Source organism: Arthrobacter sp. UYCo732, from assembly GCF_040547265.1.
Classification (GTDB): Bacteria; Actinomycetota; Actinomycetes; order Actinomycetales; family Micrococcaceae; genus Arthrobacter.
On the sequence record NZ_JBEPPJ010000023.1, the window covers coordinates 1 to 19,269 of the forward strand.

At 64.5% G+C, this 19,269-nt stretch carries 20 protein-coding genes and 1 pseudogene; 10 read left to right on the forward strand and 11 right to left on the reverse strand.

The window, feature by feature from the left end:
* The 4 genes and pseudogenes from ABIB45_RS19810 to purU form a co-directional block, all read left to right on the forward strand.
* Window positions 1-261, forward strand: a pseudogene (locus tag ABIB45_RS19810) (lipoyl synthase); the annotation flags it as partial.
* Between the two features lie 30 nt (window positions 262-291).
* A complete protein-coding gene (locus ABIB45_RS19815) occupies window positions 292-1,119 on the forward strand; it encodes a methylenetetrahydrofolate reductase (RefSeq protein ID WP_354217556.1) in 828 nt (275 codons plus the stop codon).
* Window positions 1,109-2,590 carry a D-serine/D-alanine/glycine transporter gene (gene cycA / locus ABIB45_RS19820; RefSeq protein WP_354217557.1) on the forward strand — a complete coding sequence of 494 codons (1,482 nt, stop codon included), beginning with the start codon at window positions 1,109-1,111 and terminating at the stop codon, window positions 2,588-2,590. The genes ABIB45_RS19815 and cycA overlap by 11 nt, the downstream gene beginning before the upstream one ends.
* Window positions 2,591-3,445, forward strand: a complete 855-nt coding sequence (gene purU, locus ABIB45_RS19825; protein WP_354217558.1) for a formyltetrahydrofolate deformylase — start codon at window positions 2,591-2,593, stop codon at window positions 3,443-3,445.
* A gap of 110 nt (window positions 3,446-3,555) precedes the next feature.
* On the opposite strand, the gene ABIB45_RS19830 is transcribed toward purU, so the two are convergent.
* The 5 genes from ABIB45_RS19830 to ABIB45_RS19850 all read right to left on the reverse strand — a co-directional run bounded on the left by ABIB45_RS19830 (window position 3,556) and on the right by ABIB45_RS19850 (window position 7,783).
* Window positions 3,556-4,305 (reverse strand): GAF and ANTAR domain-containing protein, encoded by a 750-nt coding sequence (locus tag ABIB45_RS19830; RefSeq protein WP_354217559.1) that lies wholly within the window; start codon window positions 4,303-4,305, stop codon window positions 3,556-3,558.
* Between the two features lie 243 nt (window positions 4,306-4,548).
* Window positions 4,549-4,929 (reverse strand): VOC family protein, encoded by a 381-nt coding sequence (locus ABIB45_RS19835; protein ID WP_354217560.1) that lies wholly within the window; start codon window positions 4,927-4,929, stop codon window positions 4,549-4,551.
* A 21-nt stretch (window positions 4,930-4,950) separates the two neighbouring features.
* The gene (locus ABIB45_RS19840; RefSeq protein WP_354217561.1) at window positions 4,951-5,685 is read right to left on the reverse strand and encodes a GAF and ANTAR domain-containing protein; all 735 of its coding nucleotides are present in this window, start codon (window positions 5,683-5,685) and stop codon (window positions 4,951-4,953) included.
* A gap of 87 nt (window positions 5,686-5,772) precedes the next feature.
* Window positions 5,773-6,453 (reverse strand): potassium channel family protein, encoded by a 681-nt coding sequence (locus ABIB45_RS19845; protein ID WP_502909262.1) that lies wholly within the window; start codon window positions 6,451-6,453, stop codon window positions 5,773-5,775.
* Window positions 6,454-6,457: 4 nt separating this feature from the next.
* Window positions 6,458-7,783, reverse strand: coding sequence for a TrkH family potassium uptake protein (locus tag ABIB45_RS19850; protein ID WP_354217621.1), 1,326 nt, complete (start codon window positions 7,781-7,783; stop codon window positions 6,458-6,460).
* Window positions 7,784-7,956: 173 nt separating this feature from the next.
* Here ABIB45_RS19850 and ABIB45_RS19855 point away from each other — a divergent pair, with 173 nt between their 5' ends.
* Window positions 7,957-8,775, forward strand: coding sequence for a pyruvate, water dikinase regulatory protein (locus ABIB45_RS19855; protein WP_354217563.1), 819 nt, complete (start codon window positions 7,957-7,959; stop codon window positions 8,773-8,775).
* A gap of 151 nt (window positions 8,776-8,926) precedes the next feature.
* Window positions 8,927-11,317, forward strand: coding sequence for a phosphoenolpyruvate synthase (ppsA, locus tag ABIB45_RS19860; RefSeq protein WP_354217565.1), 2,391 nt, complete (start codon window positions 8,927-8,929; stop codon window positions 11,315-11,317).
* Window positions 11,318-11,466: 149 nt separating this feature from the next.
* On the opposite strand, the gene ABIB45_RS19865 is transcribed toward ppsA, so the two are convergent.
* Window positions 11,467-11,868 carry a VOC family protein gene (locus ABIB45_RS19865; RefSeq protein WP_354217566.1) on the reverse strand — a complete coding sequence of 134 codons (402 nt, stop codon included), beginning with the start codon at window positions 11,866-11,868 and terminating at the stop codon, window positions 11,467-11,469.
* Between the two features lie 10 nt (window positions 11,869-11,878).
* A complete protein-coding gene (locus tag ABIB45_RS19870) occupies window positions 11,879-12,316 on the reverse strand; it encodes a helix-turn-helix transcriptional regulator (protein ID WP_354217567.1) in 438 nt (145 codons plus the stop codon).
* Window positions 12,317-12,489: 173 nt separating this feature from the next.
* On the opposite strand from ABIB45_RS19870, the gene ABIB45_RS19875 reads away from it, so the two are divergent.
* Complete coding sequence (locus ABIB45_RS19875) at window positions 12,490-15,021, forward strand: AMP-binding protein (RefSeq protein WP_354217568.1); 2,532 nt, start codon at window positions 12,490-12,492, stop codon at window positions 15,019-15,021.
* Between the two features lie 30 nt (window positions 15,022-15,051).
* Here ABIB45_RS19875 and ABIB45_RS19880 read toward each other — a convergent pair whose 3' ends face one another.
* Complete coding sequence (locus tag ABIB45_RS19880) at window positions 15,052-15,261, reverse strand: hypothetical protein (RefSeq protein ID WP_354217569.1); 210 nt, start codon at window positions 15,259-15,261, stop codon at window positions 15,052-15,054.
* A 281-nt stretch (window positions 15,262-15,542) separates the two neighbouring features.
* On the opposite strand from ABIB45_RS19880, the gene ABIB45_RS19885 reads away from it, so the two are divergent.
* Complete coding sequence (locus ABIB45_RS19885; RefSeq protein WP_354217570.1) at window positions 15,543-16,328, forward strand: DUF4839 domain-containing protein; 786 nt, start codon at window positions 15,543-15,545, stop codon at window positions 16,326-16,328.
* A 153-nt stretch (window positions 16,329-16,481) separates the two neighbouring features.
* Here ABIB45_RS19885 and ABIB45_RS19890 read toward each other — a convergent pair whose 3' ends face one another.
* The 3 genes from ABIB45_RS19890 to ABIB45_RS19900 are packed head-to-tail and all read right to left on the reverse strand — an operon-like array spanning window position 16,482 to window position 18,006.
* Complete coding sequence (locus tag ABIB45_RS19890; RefSeq protein WP_354217571.1) at window positions 16,482-17,186, reverse strand: CDP-alcohol phosphatidyltransferase family protein; 705 nt, start codon at window positions 17,184-17,186, stop codon at window positions 16,482-16,484.
* Between the two features lie 23 nt (window positions 17,187-17,209).
* The gene (locus ABIB45_RS19895) at window positions 17,210-17,617 is read right to left on the reverse strand and encodes a hypothetical protein (RefSeq protein WP_354217572.1); all 408 of its coding nucleotides are present in this window, start codon (window positions 17,615-17,617) and stop codon (window positions 17,210-17,212) included.
* On the reverse strand, window positions 17,614-18,006 hold the full coding sequence (locus tag ABIB45_RS19900) for a cupredoxin domain-containing protein (RefSeq protein ID WP_354217573.1): 393 nt from the start codon (window positions 18,004-18,006) through the stop codon (window positions 17,614-17,616). Before ABIB45_RS19900 ends, ABIB45_RS19895 begins: the two co-directional genes overlap by 4 nt.
* A 373-nt stretch (window positions 18,007-18,379) precedes the next feature.
* On the opposite strand from ABIB45_RS19900, the gene ABIB45_RS19905 reads away from it, so the two are divergent.
* Entirely contained in the window at window positions 18,380-18,958 is a 579-nt protein-coding gene (locus ABIB45_RS19905; protein WP_354217574.1) for a hypothetical protein, read from the forward strand.
* A gap of 26 nt (window positions 18,959-18,984) precedes the next feature.
* Entirely contained in the window at window positions 18,985-19,263 is a 279-nt protein-coding gene (locus ABIB45_RS19910; RefSeq protein WP_354217575.1) for a PqqD family protein, read from the forward strand.
* Window positions 19,264-19,269 lie beyond the last annotated feature (6 nt).

Sequence of the window (19,269 nt, forward strand, 5' to 3'; positions counted from 1 at the left end):
CGCCCGTCCGAACGGCACCTGCCGGTGGACCGCTGGGTCAAGCCCCAGGAGTTCGTGGACCTGCAGAACGAGGCCGACGAGCTCGGCTTCCTCGGCGTCATGAGCGGCCCGCTGGTCCGGTCCTCCTACCGTGCCGGCCGGCTTTGGGCCACCGCGATGCGTAAGAAGGGCTGGGAAATCCCCGCCGAACTCGCCCACATCGAGTCCTCCGGCAGCACCCGCCAGGAAGCCAGCTCGCTGCTGGCCGCCCACGCCAGCTGACCCGCGCCGATATCCAGAAAAGGACCAAAGATGTTCCCTACGAGAATCGAAATCATCCCGTCAACCGGGATTGCCGAGCAGGTCCAGGCCAATGTCCCTCTGACCACCACGCTGACCATGACATGCCTGCCCCACCACGGCATCGAACGGACCATGCACGCCTCAGTGGAACTGGCCACGCTGGGCTACAACGTCATCCCGCACCTGGCCGCCCGCAGCCTGCAGAGCCGGTCGGAGCTGACCGGCGTCCTGCGGGACTGCGACGTCGCCGGCATCCGCGAGGTGTTTGTGATCGGCGGTGACCGGAAGAATGCGGCCGGCCCGTACGAGTCAGCCCTGCCGCTGCTCGAAGATATCGCCCAGTACACCGGCGGCCTCATGCGCGCAGGCGTGGCAGGCTACCCGGAAGGCCACCCGTCGGTGGCCGCCCTTGACCTGGTGGACGCGCTCGTGGCCAAGCAGCACCTGGCCACCCATGTTGTCACCCAGATGTGTTTTTCCGCCCCGAAAATCCTGGACTTCGCGGCGATCCTGCGCCGCGAAGGCGTGGACCTGCCCGTCTGGGCTGGCGTGGCGGGGTCCGTCCCGCGGACCAAGCTGGTCAACCTGGCCACGCAGATCGGGGTCGGAAGTTCCCTGAAGTTCCTTAGCCGCAAAGGCCCGCTGGCGCGCAAGCTCCTCAGCGGTGACCGCTACTCACCCAACACCCTGGTGGCCGCGCTGGAGTCCCAGCCCGGCATCGCAGGGATCCATCGTTACAGTTTCAACAACCTGGACACGGTCCCCAACGAAGTGGCCGCGTCTTCCACCGAAGCACTCCAGCCAGCATTTATTCGAGGAGCAGCACGTGAGCATTAAAACCATCACCACCCCGGGCACCCCGCCCCACCTGGAGCGGCAGCTCAGCAACAGGCACATCCAGCTGATCGCCATTGGCGGCGCCATCGGCACCGGTCTGTTCATGGGCTCCGGCAAAACCATCTCGGCCGCCGGCCCGTCCGTCATCTTCGTCTACATGATCATCGGCTTCATGCTGTTCTTCGTCATGCGGGCCATGGGCGAACTCCTGCTGTCCAACCTGAACTACAAGTCCTTCAGCGATTTCGCCGCTGACCTGCTGGGCCCCTGGGCCGGCTTCTTCACCGGCTGGACCTACTGGTTCTGCTGGGTGATCACCGGCATCGCGGACGTGATCGCCATCGCCGCCTACTCGGAGGAACTCTGGCCGGGGGTGCCGCTGTGGATCCCGGGCATTGCCACCGTGATCATCCTGCTGGTCCTGAACCTCGCAACGGTGCGGGCATTCGGTGAGACCGAGTTCTGGTTCGCGCTGATCAAGATCATCGCCATTACGGCGCTGATCATTGTGGGCCTGTTCATGATCTTCAGCGGTTTCCAGTCCGACGCCGGCCCTGCCACCTTCACCAACCTGTGGAGCCACGGCGGCATGTTCCCGAACGAATTCATGGGCTTCGTGGCTGGCTTCCAGATCGCCGTCTTCGCGTTTGTGGGCATCGAACTCGTGGGCACCACCGCCGCCGAGGCCAAGGACCCGGAGAAGAACCTGCCCAAGGCCATCAACTCCATCCCCATCCGCGTCCTGCTCTTCTACGTAGGCGCCCTCATTATCCTCATGTCCGTGACGCCCTGGACCCAGTTCCAGGCCGGCCACAGCCCGTTCATCGCCATGTTCTCCCTGGCCGGCCTCGGCGCCGCGGCCACCATCGTGAACCTGGTGGTGCTCAGCTCGGCCATGTCCTCGGCCAACTCCGGCATCTACTCCACCTCCCGCATGGTTTACGGCCTGGCCCAGGAGGGCGACGCCCCCAACGTGTTCAGCAAGCTGTCCCGCCGCAAGGTCCCGCAGAACGCGCTGTTCCTCTCCTGCGTCCTGCTGCTCTCCGGCGTCATCCTGATGTACGCGGGCAAGGACATCGGCAAGGCCTTCGACATGGTCACCACCGTGTCCGCCGTCTGCTTCGTGTTCGTCTGGTCCATCATCCTGGCCAGCTACCTGAAGTTCCGGTCACGCCGCCCGCACCTGCACGATGCCTCCAAGTACAAGATGCCCGGCGGCGTCCCCATGGTCTGGGTGGTCTTCGCGTTCTTCGCCTTCGTCCTGTGGGCACTGACCACGCAGCCGGACACCCTCGTGGCACTGCTGGTCACGCCCCTCTGGTTCATCATCCTCGGCGTTGCGTGGTTCATCCTGCGCAAGCGCCCCACCCACCTTGCCCGCTACGCGGAGTTCCAGAAGGACTTGGCCGGCGAGAAGGTCGTGGCCGACAAGAAGGCGCAGGCGGCCGAGAAGGCTGCACGGGGGCGCTAAGTGGAAACCGAACATGTACTGACCGTCAACTGCGCCGAGTCCCCGGGCATCGTGCACGCGATCACCGGGTTCCTACTGCACCACGACTGCGACATCATCGACACCAAGCACTTCGGTGACCGCCAGGCGCAGCAGTTCTTCATGCGGGTGCACTTCGCGGCCGGGAAGAAGTCCTTCAGCACCGAGCAATTGCGCCGGGACTTCGAGCCGCTGGCCGGCGAGTGGGCCATGAACTGGCAGCTGGAACCGCACGGCCGCAAGCGCCGCGTCCTGGTGATGGTGTCCAGGTTCGGGCACTGCCTCAACGACCTGCTGTTCCGGGCCCGCACAGGTGACCTCCCGGTGGAAATCGTGGCCGTGGTCTCCAACCACACGGACCACGAGGAACTGGTCAAGTGGCACAACATCCCGTTCTTCCACCTGCCGGTCACCAGGGAGACCAAGCCGGCGCAGGAAGCGCGGCTGCTGGAGCTCGTGGATGAGTTCGACGTGGAACTGGTGGTCCTGGCCCGCTACATGCAGGTCCTCAGCGATGAGCTGTCGGCCAAGCTGACCGGAAAAACCATCAACATCCACCACTCGTTCCTGCCCAGTTTCAAGGGGGCCAAGCCCTACCACCAGGCCTACGACCGCGGCGTGAAGACCGTGGGTGCCACCGCGCATTACGTCAACGCCGAACTGGATGAGGGGCCCATCATCGCCCAGCAGGTCATCGAGGTGGACCACACCCACACCGCCGAGGATCTGGTGCGGGTGGGCCGCGACGCGGAGTGCAGGGCGCTCAGCAACGCGGTGCGGTGGCACTGTGAGGGCCGGGTCATGCTCGACGGCGGGCGGACAGTCATTCTGCGCTGACCGTCCTGCGCGTCCCCACCCAACTAGGTCGCAGTACATGCTGTTATGAACGCTAATAACGACATGTGCTGCGACCTACATTTTGGGGGAGTGGGGTGGGGTGCGCAGCTTCAGGCGCGGGGTTTGAAGTGGGTGGCCGGGATTCCGCCGGGCATGTCCAGCAGGAGGCTTTCGGCGACGTCGCGGATCCTGAGGTTTCGTTGCGTCGAAGCCTGCGTCAGCATCTGGAGCGCTTCCTCGTGGGAGCGCCGGTCCCGTCCCATGATGACCCCGCAGGCGATATCGACCGCCGTGCTGCTGGTCATCGCCGCCCGGTTCGCCGCGGACACGGCCAGGTCTGCCCGGTACTTCAGCGCCAGGCGGAGGCTCCTGGCCGCGACGTCGGCGAAGACCAGCACGTTGGCTGCGACGCCGGGAGTGAACACGTTCGCTGTGGCGGAATAGAGCGTCAGCGCGGCGCTGTAACCGCGCTCCAGCCGCAGCGGCATTGCTGCGGCGGAGTGGAAACCGGCCGCTGTGAGGCTGCCTGGGTATTCGGGCCAGCGCGTGTCCGGGCAGTGGCCGTTGAGGACGATGGACAATCGGCCCCGCAGTGCGCGCGCCGTGGGCCCCTGCCCGGTGCGTTGATCCCAGCGGGAAAGCTCGACGCCGGTGCCTTCCGTGTTTGCCACCGTGCACGGTGTGCCCTCCGGCCGCACCAGCGTCACGGTGCCCTCCACCGGCGTCCCGGCAAGATCGCTGACGGCCGCGGCCGCGATCCGGGCAAGGTCCGCCGCCAGGGCGGCTTCCGAGTGCCCGTGGATATCGAGCAGGGCTCCGGAGCCGGAGCCAGGCCAGGTCTTATGTTGTTCAATTAGCACGCGCCAAACCCCCAAAGTCGGTACTCGCCCATCGTAGGCAGGCGCCGCGGGGGAGCGCACGAGTAGCGTGTACTCGCTTTTTTCGCGGGCTCTTCCCAGCCCGCCTTTATACGTTTCGAATAGTTGGTAAGTTTCGTGCGAAACGTTAGATTCCGGCTGAGCTTCAGGCTGAATTCTGGGCGTGGCAAGCTATACGGTTGACTTCACCGGTGGAGCAGCCAAAGGGATCCGTGAGCAGTCCCGCTAAGCGGAAGCGCGCTTGGCGGGGATCTCCTGGATGACCCAGCGGTTGCCGTCCGGGTCGCTGAAGTAGGCGAAGGCGAACCCGCCCATGTCCTGGGCTTCGCTGACGGGCGCGCCGCGGCGGACCAGTTCAGTGCGGGCCTCGGCCATGTCCGGCACCACCAGCTGCAGGCCTTCGAGGCTGCCGGGAACCATGCCGGTCATGCCGGTGCCGATCACAATGGATGCGGCCGAGCCTGGCGGGGTGAGCTGGACAACCCGCATCCCGGGAATGTGTTCCACGTCGTGGTCGAGCGCAAAGCCGAGCTGGTCAGTGTAGAAGGCTTTGGCCCGGTCCACGTCGGAGACGGGCACCTGCACAACCTCGAGTCGGAGTTCCATGTCCGCCACCCTACGGCAAAGCTACTTTTCGAAGTAGGTGGCGGGTTCCTCGCCCGAGATTTTCCGGACGATCTCCTCGGCAACGTCCCGGAGCTTCTGGTTCCGGTGGCTGGAGACGTTGATCAGGATGTCCATGGCTTCGGTCTGGCTGCAGCGGTTTTGGCCCATGACGATGCCGCAGGCCAGATTGATGGCGGTGCGGCTCACCATCGCGGCCGCGAGGTCGTCGGCGGTACCTTCGGCGGTGGCCACCCTGATGGCGAGGCCGACGGCGGCGCGCGCCATCCGCGCGAACCTGGACGCTTCGGCGATGGCGGCTTCGGTGAAGACGCCCGTGGTGGGTGCGAAGAAGTTAAGGGCGGCGGTGGCACCTTCGCTGAGGTCCAGCGGTATGCCGAGGGCGCTCAGGCAGCCCTCTTCGATGAGGCGCGCCTGGTAAGTGGGCCACCGGGGATCCGTGTGGACATCGGCCAGGAGGACGGGTGCGTTGATCTTCAGCGCCTCGATGCAGGGGCCCTCGCCCACTTGCTGTTCGATCCGGTCCAGGTGGATGGCCCTTTCGGTGCTGCCGCCCACCGTGGAGGTCTTCTTGTTGTGTTTGAGGGTGACGCCGCATTCGAGCGCAGTGCCGGTCACACGGCTGATCGAGGACGCGGCGATGATGGAGAGCCCGCCCAGGAAATCGGCCACTGACCGCGTGCCGATGATCAGGTCCTGCAGCTCAAGGAGCATTTCGTGTTCGGGGGAAATGGTCATGCCCAAATCTAGGCCGATCAGGAAGTGCCCACAAGTTGCAAGGGACGTACGACGCCGGTAACCGGTTCGGGTGCCTCAACCCGCCTTTCAGGGGAGGGAACTGAATTTTTCGGCTTGGGTTTTGCTGCCCTGGACGATGATCTGGTCGTCGTCGTAGAGGACGGTCTGCGCCGTGGTGTGGCCCCAGGTGCCGCCCAGGCGTTTGTAGGCAACGATAGTGACCCCGTACCTGTCCCGGAGTCCCAGGACTCCGAGGGGCCGGTCCCTGGCCTCGCTGGGCGGGCTGGTGCGGACCATCACGAAGTCGTCTTCAAACTCGACGTAGTCCAGGATGCCGCCGCGGACCAGGTGCGCCACCCGTCTGCCCATGTCGTGCTCCGGGCGGATGACGTGCTCCACGCCGAGCTGGTCGAGGATTTCCGCGTGGGGTTCGGAAATGGCCTTGGCCCAAATCTGCGGATGGTTAAATTTCAGCAGCCGCGACGTGGTCAGGATGCTGGCCTCGATGTCCGTGCCAATGCCCACAACGGCCCGGTCAAACTCGTGCACGGACAACTGGCGCAGGACTTCCTCCCGGGTCGAGTCGGCGCGGACCACGTGTGTGAGGAGGCCATTGAACGACTGAACGATGTCCTCGTTCGCGTCGATGCCCAGCACTTCGGTGCCCTGGGCTTCCAGTTCCAGGGCGAGTGAGCCGCCGAAGCGGCCCAGCCCGATGACTGCCACGGACCCCGCCTCGGCGAGGCGTCCCGGGGCACGGGAGAACATTTTCCTAGCCAATGAGGGGCCTTTCTTTCGGGTATTCGTAAAGCACGGGTCGTGGGCGGACCGCCAGGGCAACGCCGAGCGTCACCGGGCCCAGCCGTCCAATGAACATCAGCAGGATGAGGACGACCTGCCCTGCCGGGGGCATCGCGGCGGTGATGCCGGTGGAGAGTCCTACGGTGGCGAAAGCCGAGATCACTTCAAACAGAATTTTCTCCTGCCCGAAGTCGGTGATCAGCATCAGGAACATGGTGGCGCCCACCACCAGGGCAAGGGCCAGCAGCACCACTGTGATGGCCTGGCGGTGGACTGCGCGGGAGAGCCGCTTTCCGAAGACGTTCACGGCGGTGTCGCCGCGCAGTTCCGTGGTGAGGATGAACAGCAGGACGGCAAAGGTGGTGATTTTCAGGCCACCGGCTGTGCCGGCGGGCCCGCCGCCGATAAGCATAAGGATGTCCATGCCGAGCCAGGACACGGGGTGCATCTGCCCGATGTCGATGCTGTTGAAACCGGCGGTGCGGGTAACGACGGATTGGAAGAACCCGGCCAGGACGCGTCCCCCGGGCTGAAAGGCGCCCAAGGTAGCCGGGTTGGCCCATTCCACGGCTGTCAGGAACACGGTGCCGGTGGTGAGCAGGACCACGGTGCCGGCCAGGACCAGTTTCGTGTTCATGCTCCAGTGGACCGGGGTGCGGTACCTGCGCCGCAGTTCGAAAAGCACGGGGAAGCCGAGGCCTCCGATGATGACGGCGAACGCGATGGGCAGGCACACCCAGGGGTCTGCGGCGAAGCCCATGAGGTTGTCCGAGTACAACGCGAAACCGGCATTGTTAAAGGAGGACACCGAGTGGAAGATGCCGTGCCACAGCGCCTCAGCCAGGGGATAGCCGTACCCGGCCATGAAGCGGACCGTGAGGATCCCGGCAAGCAGGAGTTCCGTAACCGCGGTAATAATCAGGACGCCCAGCAGCACGTGCCGCACATCGCCAAAGCCGGTGCTTTTGGTTTCCGCCGCTGTGGTCATGCGGGACCGCAGCCCCAGCCGGCGGGCCATCAGCACTCCCAGCAGCGTGCCGAAGGACATCACGCCGAAGCCGCCCACCTGGATGAGCCCGAGGATCACCGCGTGCCCGAAACCGGTCCAGAACACGGGCGTGTCCACGGTGATCAGACCGGTGACGCAGACCGAGGACGTCGCAGTGAACAGGGCTTCCAGGAAGCTGGCGCCGCCAGGGCCCTGTTTGGCAGCCGGCAGCATCAACAACCCCGTACCGACGGCGATCGCGGCCGCGAAGCCCAGGACAATCACCTGGGCCGGGTGTCTGGGGGCCAGCGCTTCAGTGGCTTTGGCTGTCCGGGACAAGGAGGCGCTCAGGGCCGTCCATGTGCGCCCGCTCAGCACAGAGGGACTATTCGCCGCAGAGCGGGCAGGGCATGCATAGCGGTCAGGCTATCAGGGGTGCAGCAAAATACCGGACCGGGCCCGGTCTGGGGCAGAATGCGTTTATGACCAATGACGCTATTCGGCCTGTCTATTTCCTTTCGGACAGCACCGGCATCACGGCGGAAACGCTCGGCAATACCTTGTTGACGCAGTTCCCCGAGAACAACTTTGACCGCATCACGGTGCCTTTCATCACCACCGTCGAACAGGCCATGACCGTGGTGGACAGCATCGACAAACTGGTGGGCACAGGCCTGCGGCCGATCGTGTTTTCCACCGCCGTCAGCAGCGACATCAGACAGGCCATTGCCACCTGCCAGGGGATCATTGTGGATCTCATCGGGACGCATGTGGGTCAGCTGGAGCTGGGCCTCGGTGCCGCGGCCAGTGCTGTGCCGGGCAGGGCCCACGGCCTGGGCAACGCGGAGCGGTACCAGTCCAGGATGGCCGCCGTCGAGTACGCCATGGAACACGACGACGGGCAGAGCCTGCGGGCGCTGGAAAAGGCGCAGGTGATCCTGGTGGCGCCGTCCCGCTGCGGCAAGACACCCACCACTATGTATCTGGCACTCCAGCACGGCATCTTCGCCGCGAACTTCCCGCTGGTGGACGAGGATTTCGAGCGTGAAGGGCTGCCCAAGCCGCTCCGGCCGTTTGTTGAGAAATGTTTTGGGCTGTCCTCCAACCCCCTGCGTCTGAGCCAGATCCGCACCGAACGACGCCGGGGCTCGCCCTATGCGTCGTTGCGGCAGTGTGGCTTCGAGCTGCGCAGCGCCGAGGAGTTGTACGTTTCCCACCGGATTCCGTATTTGAATTCGGCGTCGGTGTCCGTGGAGGAAATGGCAGCCACCATTCTCCAGCGCATGAACCTCAAGCATTAGAGAAATTTTTCACAAATCCACTGTGGCGCATATCATGTGGAATGAGCGCCCGCAAAATGTCACTGTAGACAGGATTCGCGCCCACCTGCCGGCCACAGCCGCGGGCGGGGCGGCGCCCCCGCATGCCACCCTCTGCAAAGGAGCAGTAATTATGACAACAGATATCCTGTGGTTCTCAGAACTTGGGCTCAAAGACCTGGACCGGGTGGGCGGCAAGAACGCCTCCCTCGGGGAAATGGTGCAGAACCTGACCTCCGCCGGCGTCCAGGTCCCGGACGGCTTCGCCACCACTGCCGATGCCTACCGCACCTTCCTGGCGGACTCCGGCCTGGACCAGAGGATCGCTGACCGGCTGGTTGGCCTGGACACCGACGACGTGACCGCCCTCGCCGCTGCCGGCCAGGAAATCCGCACCCTCATGCGCGAGACGCCCTTCCTGCCGGACTTCGAACAGCAGATCCGGGACGCCTACCAGCAGCTGGTGGAGAAGCACGGCGGCTCCGCGGACCTGTCCTGGGCCGTCCGTTCCAGCGCGACGGCGGAAGACCTCCCGGATGCCTCCTTCGCCGGCCAGCAGGAAACCTTCCTGAACGTCCGGGGCATCGAGAACATCCTGCTCGCCATCCGGGACGTGTTCGCGTCCCTGTACAACGACAGGGCCATCGCCTACCGCGTGCACCACAAGTTCGAGCACGCCGAGGTTGCCCTCTCCGCCGGCATCCAGCGCATGGTGCGCTCCGACGTCGGGGCTTCCGGCGTCATGTTCACCATGGACACGGAGTCCGGGTTCCAGGACGCCGTGTTTGTCACGTCCTCCTACGGCCTCGGCGAGGCCGTGGTCCAGGGTGCGGTGAACCCCGATGAGTTCTACGTGTACAAGCCTTCACTTGAGGCCGGCCGTCCCGCCATCCTCAAGCGCGGACTGGGCGAGAAGGCCCTCCAGATGACCTACACGAACAGCCAGGAGATCGGCCGCACCATCGACTTCGTGCCGGTGGAGGCCTCGCTGCGGAACCGCTTCAGCCTCAGCGACGCCGACGTCGAGCAGCTCGCCCGGCACGCGGTCGCCATTGAAAACCACTACGGCCGCCCCATGGACATTGAATGGGGCAAGGACGGGATCGACGGCGGCCTGTACATCCTGCAGGCCCGCCCGGAAACCGTGCAGTCGCGCAAGTCCGCTGGCAGCCTGAGCCGTTTCCGCCTCAACGGCGCCAGTCGGGTATTGGCCGAAGGCCGCGCCATCGGCCAGCGTATCGGTGCTGGCAGCGTCCGCATCCTGACTGCGATCGACCAGATGGCTGCCTTCAAGACCGGCGATGTCCTCGTGGCCGATATGACGGACCCGGACTGGGAACCGATCATGAAGCGTGCCTCCGCCATCGTCACCAACCGCGGCGGACGCACGTGCCACGCGGCCATCATCGCGCGCGAACTGGGGATTCCCGCCGTCGTCGGTACCGGGGATGCCACTTTTGTCCTCTCCGACGGCGTGGACGTGACCGTGTCCTGCGCCGACGGCGAGACCGGCACCATCTACGAAGGCCTCCTGGACTTCAGCGTTGATGAAACCGAGATCACCTCGCTGCCTGAGGCCCCGGTCAAGGTCATGATGAACGTGGGGACCCCGGAGCAGGCGTTCACGTTCGCGCAGCTGCCCAACCATGGCGTGGGCCTGGCGCGGCTGGAATTCATCATCAACCGCCAGATCGGCATCCACCCCAAGGCGCTCCTGGACCTGGACGCCCAGCCGGCGGATGTGGCCGCGGAAATCCGGGAACGGATTGCCGCGTACAGCAGCCCGCGCGACTTCTACATCAAGCGCCTGGCGGAGGGTGTGTCCACCATCGCGGCGGCGTTCGCGCCGAATCCGGTGATTGTGCGCATGTCCGACTTCAAGTCCAACGAGTACGCCAACCTCATCGGCGGACCGGCCTACGAGCCGCACGAGGAGAACCCGATGCTCGGTTTCCGCGGCGCCTCACGGTACCTGGATCCGTCCTTCCGCGACTGCTTCGACCTCGAGTGCGAGGCACTGTCCTTCGTCCGCAACGAGATGGGCCTGACCAACGTCAAGCTGATGATCCCGTTCGTGCGGACCCTGGACGAGGCCCGCGGCGTTATCGAGCTGCTGGCGGAGAACGGACTGGTCCGGGGCGAGAACGGCCTTGAGGTGATCATGATGTGCGAGATCCCGTCCAACGCGCTGCTGGCGGACGAGTTCCTGGACCACTTCGACGGCTTCTCCATCGGCTCGAACGACATGACCCAGCTGGCCCTGGGCCTGGACCGGGATTCCGCGACTGTCGCGGCCGGGTTCGATGAACGCGATCCTGCCGTCAAGAAGCTCCTGAGCATGGCCATCAAGGCCTGTAAGGCGCGCGGCAAGTACGTGGGCATCTGTGGACAGGGTCCCAGCGACCACGCCGACTTCGCCGAGTGGCTGGTGGGGGAAGGCATCGATTCCGTCTCCCTGAACCCGGACACCGTGGTGGACACCTGGCTCCGGCTCGCCGGCGCCCCGGTGGTTGCGCCTGCCTAAGTCCGGTGATGGAGCCATCCGGTGAGTGAGCTTGTCGAAATCCAGGGATTACGACAAGCTCACTCGTCCTCAGCCCGCCCGGTGGTTGAGCGTAGGCGTCCGGTGGTTGAGCCTGTCAAAAGCTCATAGCCCAACCACCGTTCGCTAGCTCATGCCTGGTTGATGCGGATCATGTTGCCGGAGGGGTCGCGGAAGGCGCAGTCGCGCGGACCCCAGGGCTGGTCGATCGGTTCCTGCAGGACCTCGGCGCCGGACGCGCGGAGCTTTTCGAAGGTGGCGTCGAGATCGTCCGTGGTGAACACGAGCATGGGCATGACGCCCTTCGTGAGCAGTTCCTGGATGGCGTCACCGTCCGCCTGGGAGCGGCCGGCATGCGGAGGGGAAAGGACCAGTTCGAGGTCGGGCTGGGCCGCACTGCCCAGGGTGACCCAGCGCTGTCCGTCGGAGCCGACGTCGTTCCGGACGTCGAAGCCGAGGGCGTCGCGGTAGAAGGCGAGGGACTCATTGAGATCGTTGACGGTGACCTGTGCGTATTTCAGTGAAATGTTCATGTCTTCCACGCTATTTCAGCGAGGCCGCGGGCGCTTCTTCAATCCTGCTCGGTTTGCGCGAGGGCCGGGTCTGCTGCCGGGCGATGCAGGACGGCATGGCCTTCACCGCGTGGTGTTCGCGGGCCCGGTAGGCGCTGGGGGTCATGCCGACGATCTCGGTGAACCGGGAGCTGAAGGAACCCAGCGACGTGGAGCCCACCTCCATGCAAGCATCGGTGACGCTGGCACCGGCGCGGAGCAGCGCCATGGCGCGTTCGATCCGCCGGGTCATCAGGTAGTTGTAGGGCGTCTCACCGTAGGCGGCCTTGAACTGGCGGGAGAAATGCGCCGCGGACATCAGCGCGCCGGCGGCCATGGTGGGCACGTCCAGCGGCTTGGCGTACTCGCGGTCGATCAGGTCACGGGCCCGGCGCAGATGTGCCAGGTTGGCCAGTTCCTGTGGGGTCATGACGCCATTCTAGTGGTGGCCCGGCCCCGGTGGTTGAGCAGGCCGCGCGGGGATTACACCAGAGGCTGGAAAAATAGGACACGTTTTACTTTCTTAATTGCTCACAGGCTGGTGTACTCTACCAAGGTTAGGCTTCCCTAAATCTCTCCGAAGGCATCTCAGGACCACATGTGATGAGCACCGACCTTGACCTCCAGCGCCTGCCGTTTGCTGCAAACCTCGCGGACAACGGTGACAGGGTTGCCGTAGCCCACAGCGGCGGGGTCCTGACGTACCAAGAACTGGCCGACCGTGTTGAGGAGGTGGGCCGCCGACTGGGTAGCGAACGTCGCCTGGTGGCCCTGACGGCCGGTAACGATGTTGAATCCTTGGTGGGTTACCTGGCCGCCATGGCTGCCGGTCATCCGCTGATCCTCCTGCCCGCGGACAAGCCCGCCGCCCTGGAATCCCTCGTCGCAGCCTATGACCCGGACGTTGTCCTTCATTCCGGAAATGGCCGCATGGTGCTGGAGGAACGACGGCCCGGCACCGGACACACGCTGCACCCGGACCTTGCCCTTCTGTTGAGCACTTCAGGTTCCACCGGTTCACCCAAGCTGGTTCGGCTGTCCTATGACAACCTCCAAGCGAACGCAGAGTCCATCGCGGAGTACCTCGGCATCACGGAGTATGACCGGGCCATGACCACACTGCCCATGTCCTACTGCTATGGACTGTCCGTGATCAACAGCCACCTGCTCCGCGGGGCCTGCCTGGTCCTGACGGACCTGTCCGTGGTTGACCCCTGCTTCTGGGAACTGTTCCGCGGACAGGGTGCCACGTCCTTCGCCGCCGTTCCCTATACGTTCGAGCTGCTCGAGCGGGTGGGCTTCGCCGCAATGGACCTGCCCACACTCAGATACATCACGCAGGCCGGCGGCAGGCTGGCCCCGGACCTGGTCAGGCAGTACGCCGGACTGGGCGCAAGGAGCGGGTGGGAGCTCTTTGTGATGTACGGCCAAACGGAGGCCACCGCACGCATGGCCTACCTTCCCCCGGGGCTCGCAGGTACGTCGCCGGGCGCTATTGGCATCCCCGTCCCCGGCGGCGCCTTCCGGATAGAGCCGGTCCCCGGACTGGAGCATGGCGAGCTGGTCTATTCCGGGCCCAACGTGATGCTGGGATACGCCCGGACCCCTGAGGACTTGGCCCTCGGCCGGACCGTGGAGGAACTCCGCACCGGAGACCTGGCACGCCGGAACGCAAACGGACTGTACGAGGTGGTGGGAAGGCGCAGCCGGTTCGTCAAGATAGTCGGCCTCCGCGTCGACCTCGGACAAGTGGAACGGATCCTGGCCGATCTTGGCATCCGGGCCACGAGCGCGGGCTCAGACCAGGGGCTCGTGGTGGCCATCGAGGGTGAACATGACCCGGCGCTGGTGGGCAAGCTTCTCGCCCAAGCCATCGGCCTGCCCCGGGCTGCGTTGGAAGTCCATGCGGTTCGGGAACTACCGCGCCTGGCAACCGGCAAGCCGGACTACCAGGGCGTGCTGGCGCTCGCCCGGAAGGGTGGTCCCACGGTGGGGGATCCGCCGTCGTCTGCTAAAACAGCCGGGGACAGCGTGGTGCGGATATTTGCAGACACGCTGGAGCTGGCAGTCATTTCCGACGGCGACACGTTCGTTTCGCTCGGCGGGGATTCGCTCTCGTATGTGGCGGCGTCGGTGCGGCTCGAGCAGGCGCTGGGGCACTTGCCCCCGGACTGGCACGTCACTCCGGTGGGCGTGCTGGGGGCGGCTCTCAAAAAGCAGGGAAAGCGGAAGCGCCGCCGGCTGTTTGCCCGGCTGGAAACCAGCATCGTGCTGCGGGCGGTCTCGATCTTCCTGATTGTCAGCACCCATATCGGATTCCTGCACTGGCAGGGCACTGCCCACGTGCTCATGGCGGTGGCGGGGTTCAACTTCGCCCGCTTCCAGCTGTCCGGGGAACGTGTGCCGCGGCTGCGAAGGCAAGTGGCCAGCGTGGCCAGGGTCATCATCCCCAGCATGGCCTTTATCGGCTTTGCCTACCTCATCACCGACAAGTACAGCCTCGCCAACATCTTCCTGCTCAACGCCGTCATCGGCCCTGAGGAGGTGACCACGCAGTGGCATTTCTGGTTCATTGAGGTGCTCGTCTACCTGCTGGCCTGCATGACGGCGTTGCTCGCATTTCCCTGGGTCAGTGGGGCCGAAAAGCGGTTCCCCTTCCTGTTTCCGCTGGTATTGCTCGGAGCCGGGCTACTCACCCGGTTCGAGCTCTTTGAGCCGGGCATTCCCCACACGACGCCCACGCTCTGGCTCTTCGCGCTGGGATGGGCCGTAGCCCGTGCCCGGCACATCCTCCAACGCTGCGTCCTGAGCCTCATGGCCGCTGTGACCGTCCCGGGGTTCTTCGACGACCCATCCCGTGAACTGACCGTCATTACAGGGATCCTGCTGCTTCTGTGGCTGCCCAGCCTCCCCGTTCCGGCCGGGCTCCGGCGGGTCACCCTTCTGCTGGCCGGCGCGTCGCTGCACATCTACCTGGTGCACTGGCTGGTCTACCCCCTGCTGGTCGGGTTCAGCCCGGCCCTCGCCGTGGCAGCTTCACTGGCTGCAGGCGCTGCCTACTGGGCACTGTGCAACTGCTCGGCAACGGTCCTCGGACGCGCAAAAGGCCGGCGAGCGGGCCCGTCCGGCGGCTGAGCCGGCTTATGGCGATGATCCGCAGAATCCCTATGCGCGGGGCCCCGCAACGCGGACGATCTCCAGCGCTTCCGGATCCAGCAGCTTCCGGACGCCGGTCTCCGCGTCCAGGATCCGGGTCAGTTCCAGTGAACGGACGACGTCGGTCACGCGCCCCTGGTGGAAGATCTTGCGGTTGTGCCACGCCTGGATGTAGTCGTCCACCTGAAGTTGCGCCGTCTCTGTCTGTTGCGTTGTCATGGTGTGCCTCCTGCTGGTTGTCCCCGTAGGCCCAAGCATGCCGCGGCGAGGTTGCCGGGGCGTTTCCGGCCGGTGATTTTCCTCTGTCGGTGGGGGAATGTCAGGCAATGGTCCGGCTCCAACCTGCGCCGACGTAACCTCACGCCCCAGGGAAATTAGTCGAGCAAAACCCGGATATATTCGATGAGCCCCGTGGTTGAACGCGGCGGCGGGGTCGGGTCGTCACTATGTGCACCACGATTCCATAAACATCGGGTTCTTATTAGGAGTGGGGGAGCCTCATGGCTGGCGAAGACGCAAGCTACGAGATCAAGTCCGTGCAGACGGTGCGCGGAATGGAAGCCAGGACGATGGCGAAGTGGGAGAAGGAAGGCTGGGAATTCGTCACCCAGAGCCAAGTGCCGCTGTTGCGGACGAAGTTGACATTCCGCCGCCTGAAGCCGAAGCGGCCCCGGTACCTCTTGCCAGCGGCGGCAGGGGCGCTCCTGCTTATCGGCATTATCGTGGCCGTCGGCGCTGCCCGGGAGGGGGCTGACACCCCGGAGGCGAACGCGTCCCCGACAAACGCCGCGGTGGTGCAAAGCGAACAGCCCTCAAATGGGCCGTCTGATACGCCAAGCCAGAAAGCGGAGCCCAGTGAACCGGCCAAGGCTACACCGGTGGTGTCAGCGGCTGAGCAGACGCTGACTGTGCAGAACAATTCGGAACTTGCAGCTCTTCTTGCCGGGTCAGATTCGGACTACGACAGTATCCAAGGCTTTGCAACTAAATATAGAGATAGAACCATTGAGTTCGATGGAAATATCTCCTACATGAACAATCATGGTGACTACAAGACGAGGTACGACATCTTGATTGGCGCGGGGAACTACAGCGCTACGTCAATGACTGGACCTAACTTCCAGTTCAAGGATGTGAACATCGTTAGCGATCTGCATCTGACGGGTTCGAACATTCCCGAGGGCATTGGCAAAGGAGATAACCTTCACATCATTGCTCGCGTTGAAGGTTTCAACCGCGTTCAAGGCCTGTTCTTTCTGAAGCCGGTTTCCACCTCAGTACGTTGAGTATGTCGGCCTGACTCTTGCCCGTTGCGGGTCCTCAGGAGGCGGGAACAGAAAACGAGCCGGTCCCCGCCTCCCCAAAAAAGGAGGCCGGGACCGGCTCGTTCCGCTACCTCAATGCACGCATCGGTGACGCTTACGCGTGTATCCCATGCCCTACACGGAACAAAGGACTCGGCGGAGCCGTTCCAGCGCAACGATGTCGCGGGCAAAGGAGAACACCAGCAGCGGAAGGGCCAGGGCGGTCGCGGCGACTCCAACAGCCGGCGGGATGTCCGGAGTCAAGGCAAGGAGCAGTGCGAACGGCTGGAAGGCCCCGATCGCTTTGCTGCCGGCGCGGGGCGGGAGCGGGCTGCGAAGGTGGGGCCAGACGCGGCCGGCGGCCACGAAAACGTAGTAGAGACCCCCGATGCAGAGGGTCCACCGCCCCACGGTGACCGCCGTTGCGCAGGAGAGAACCAGCACCAGGGCGGCGTCCGTAGCAGTATCAAACCGTGCCCCTGCCGCCGATGCGGTGCCAGTGCGCCGGGCGACAGGACCGTCCAAGGCGTCCAGGAGGAAGGCAACGGCACCAATAATGACCAGGAGCGGGCCGGGGCGGGCTCCCGTCAACAGGACCGGAACAGCCACCACGGCGCACAGTGCAACCAGGACGGCCCGGAGCAAAGTGACACGGTCTGCGGGCGTTGAGAAGCTCGGGGTGCGGCGAAGGACAGATGCGGCGGCATTCCCGATGACCACAGCGCCCGCGCCCAAACCCAAAGCCTGAAGTCCAAGGTCCGGCCAGGACACGGCCGAGAGCCAGGTGCCCGCGACGACGTAGACGGCAACTGCGGTCATCGCGTCGGACGAGGCACGCAAGGCCGTCCTGTTCTCGGTGGTTTTCAGGGAGCTGTCACCCGCCGTCCCCTGGGAGCGGAACGGATGAGGCCTATGACAGCGAGGATTGTTCCGGCTCCTTCCGCGACGGCGCTGAGTGACTTCTCGAAAAACCATACGGGATCATACATGGCCGGGAACGGTCCGATCGCGGGAATGTCGACGTACCGGTACAGCACCACGGCAACGAAGCCGCTGAAAGCCACTGCCAGGGCGAGGGCGTAGGCGGCTCTGCTGCCCCGGACCAGAACGTAGAGCGCGGACAGGACGGCTGCGGCGCCTTCGAGCAGGAACAGGGTGCCTTGCCCGATCCCGCCAGGTGTGGCGGCCTGGTAACCCGGGGCGAGATGGAGATGAACGCCGGCATCGATGAACAGCATGAGGGCTGTCAGGATCCGCAGGGCCAGGCTCATTTGACCGTCAGCGTCCCGTGCATGTCGGGGTGGTAGGTGCAGTGGTACGGGTAGGTGCCCGGGGCCGACGGGGCCGTGAAGGTGGCCGTCCCGCCGTGTCCCGCCACCTTCGCGTCAAAGGCTGAGCCCTTGTCCGCAGTCACGGTGTGGGCCGCGGCGTCCATGTTGGTGACCGTCACCGTGGCGCCCGGTGGCACCGTGATGGGCGCTCCGTATTTGAAGTCCTGGATGGTGATGGTGGCTGCCGCCGTCGCAGCGCTCGCCGTTCCCGTGTCAGGCGCCTTCCCCGGGACGGTGGTGACGCCGGAACCGCCGCCGCCGGAGGCGCAGCCGCCTAAGAGGAGCGCTGCGATCAGCAGTGCTGCGGACCGGACCTGAATCGCTTTCATGGTGCACCGTCCTCGACGCCGGAACTCAGGCCGTGTGGTCCTGCCTGTCCCTACATTGTGCTCTTCTGGGGCCGCGCGTACAGGGCCTTTTGAATCAATCCACGACGGCGGTCCTTCGGCTGGGGGTGCAAGAGATTGCGGATGTGCCTCGTCTGTCAGTCCACAGCGTTCAATTTTGCAGCGACGCCCACTGTGCCAGCGCATCGCCGCAGGTCAAGAGCGTCTTGAAGGAAAAAACAGCAGAACTTGACCGAATCTTGCAATGTGGTTGACCCAACCTTTAGGCGCGTTGGGAAGAGTGTTCAGGGCCGGGAAAACGCGGCCAGAGCAGCCAGAGTCCAAGGCTGCAGCGGAAAACTACACGGGAGCGCAATTGTCTGAGGTTCTGAACGACGAGGTCAGGAGCAGCGAAGAGGCAGGGTTCAGCCGCCGCAGGGTGGTCAAGGGTGTGGCCTGGTCAGTTCCGGTTATTGTGGCCGCCGTCGGGGCTCCGCCCGCGTCGGCGTCACCGGGGCCGGTAACGCAGCCGTCAGTCACCTTCTCAGTTCCTGATGCCGTCACGGTAACCGGTGCGACGTCAGCTTCCGGTCCGACGGGTTTCGATATACAGACCGGAAGTGCCTTTGTTGGTACAACGGTGTCCTACACAATCTCGATTGACGCTGTGGCATCAAAACAGAAGGCGCTCCTCTCTGTAACATCAGTCGATCCGGTCACCTCTACCCCGAAGAGCGGTGTTTCCGGTAGCGGCAGCAAGGAAGTCACAACATTTTCCGACATTTTGACTACGACTTCCGGAAATCACAAACTTCATGTCGCGTTCAAGCGGTTTGCCTTCAACATAAGTCCAGGAAAGGGAACCCACGCGTACCAGGTCACCCTTACGGCGACCCTGGACAAGTCCACAACAGTGACTGCTGTTCCAGCAAACCTCACGGTAGTCTTCCCGTGAGGCCAGTCGGGTATAGCGGAAGCGCCATGACTTGGCACCGCTCGCGTTGTGTTGCCGAAGTCCGCACGCATTCGGCTAACCGGGTCGCCCTCCTCCACCTCGACGCAACCCAACCAGTGGTCCTGGAAGGCACGGCTGCAACCATCTGGGACCTGATCGACGGTACTCGAAATGAGCAGGCCATCCTCGCCGAACTCGAGTTCAGCTTCGAGGACACGAGTGATCAGATGCATGCCCAGGTCGCGAGCTTTTTGGCAAACCTTCAGGACCAGCGGCTGATCGAATCTGCCGGGCCGAGCCAATAACAACAA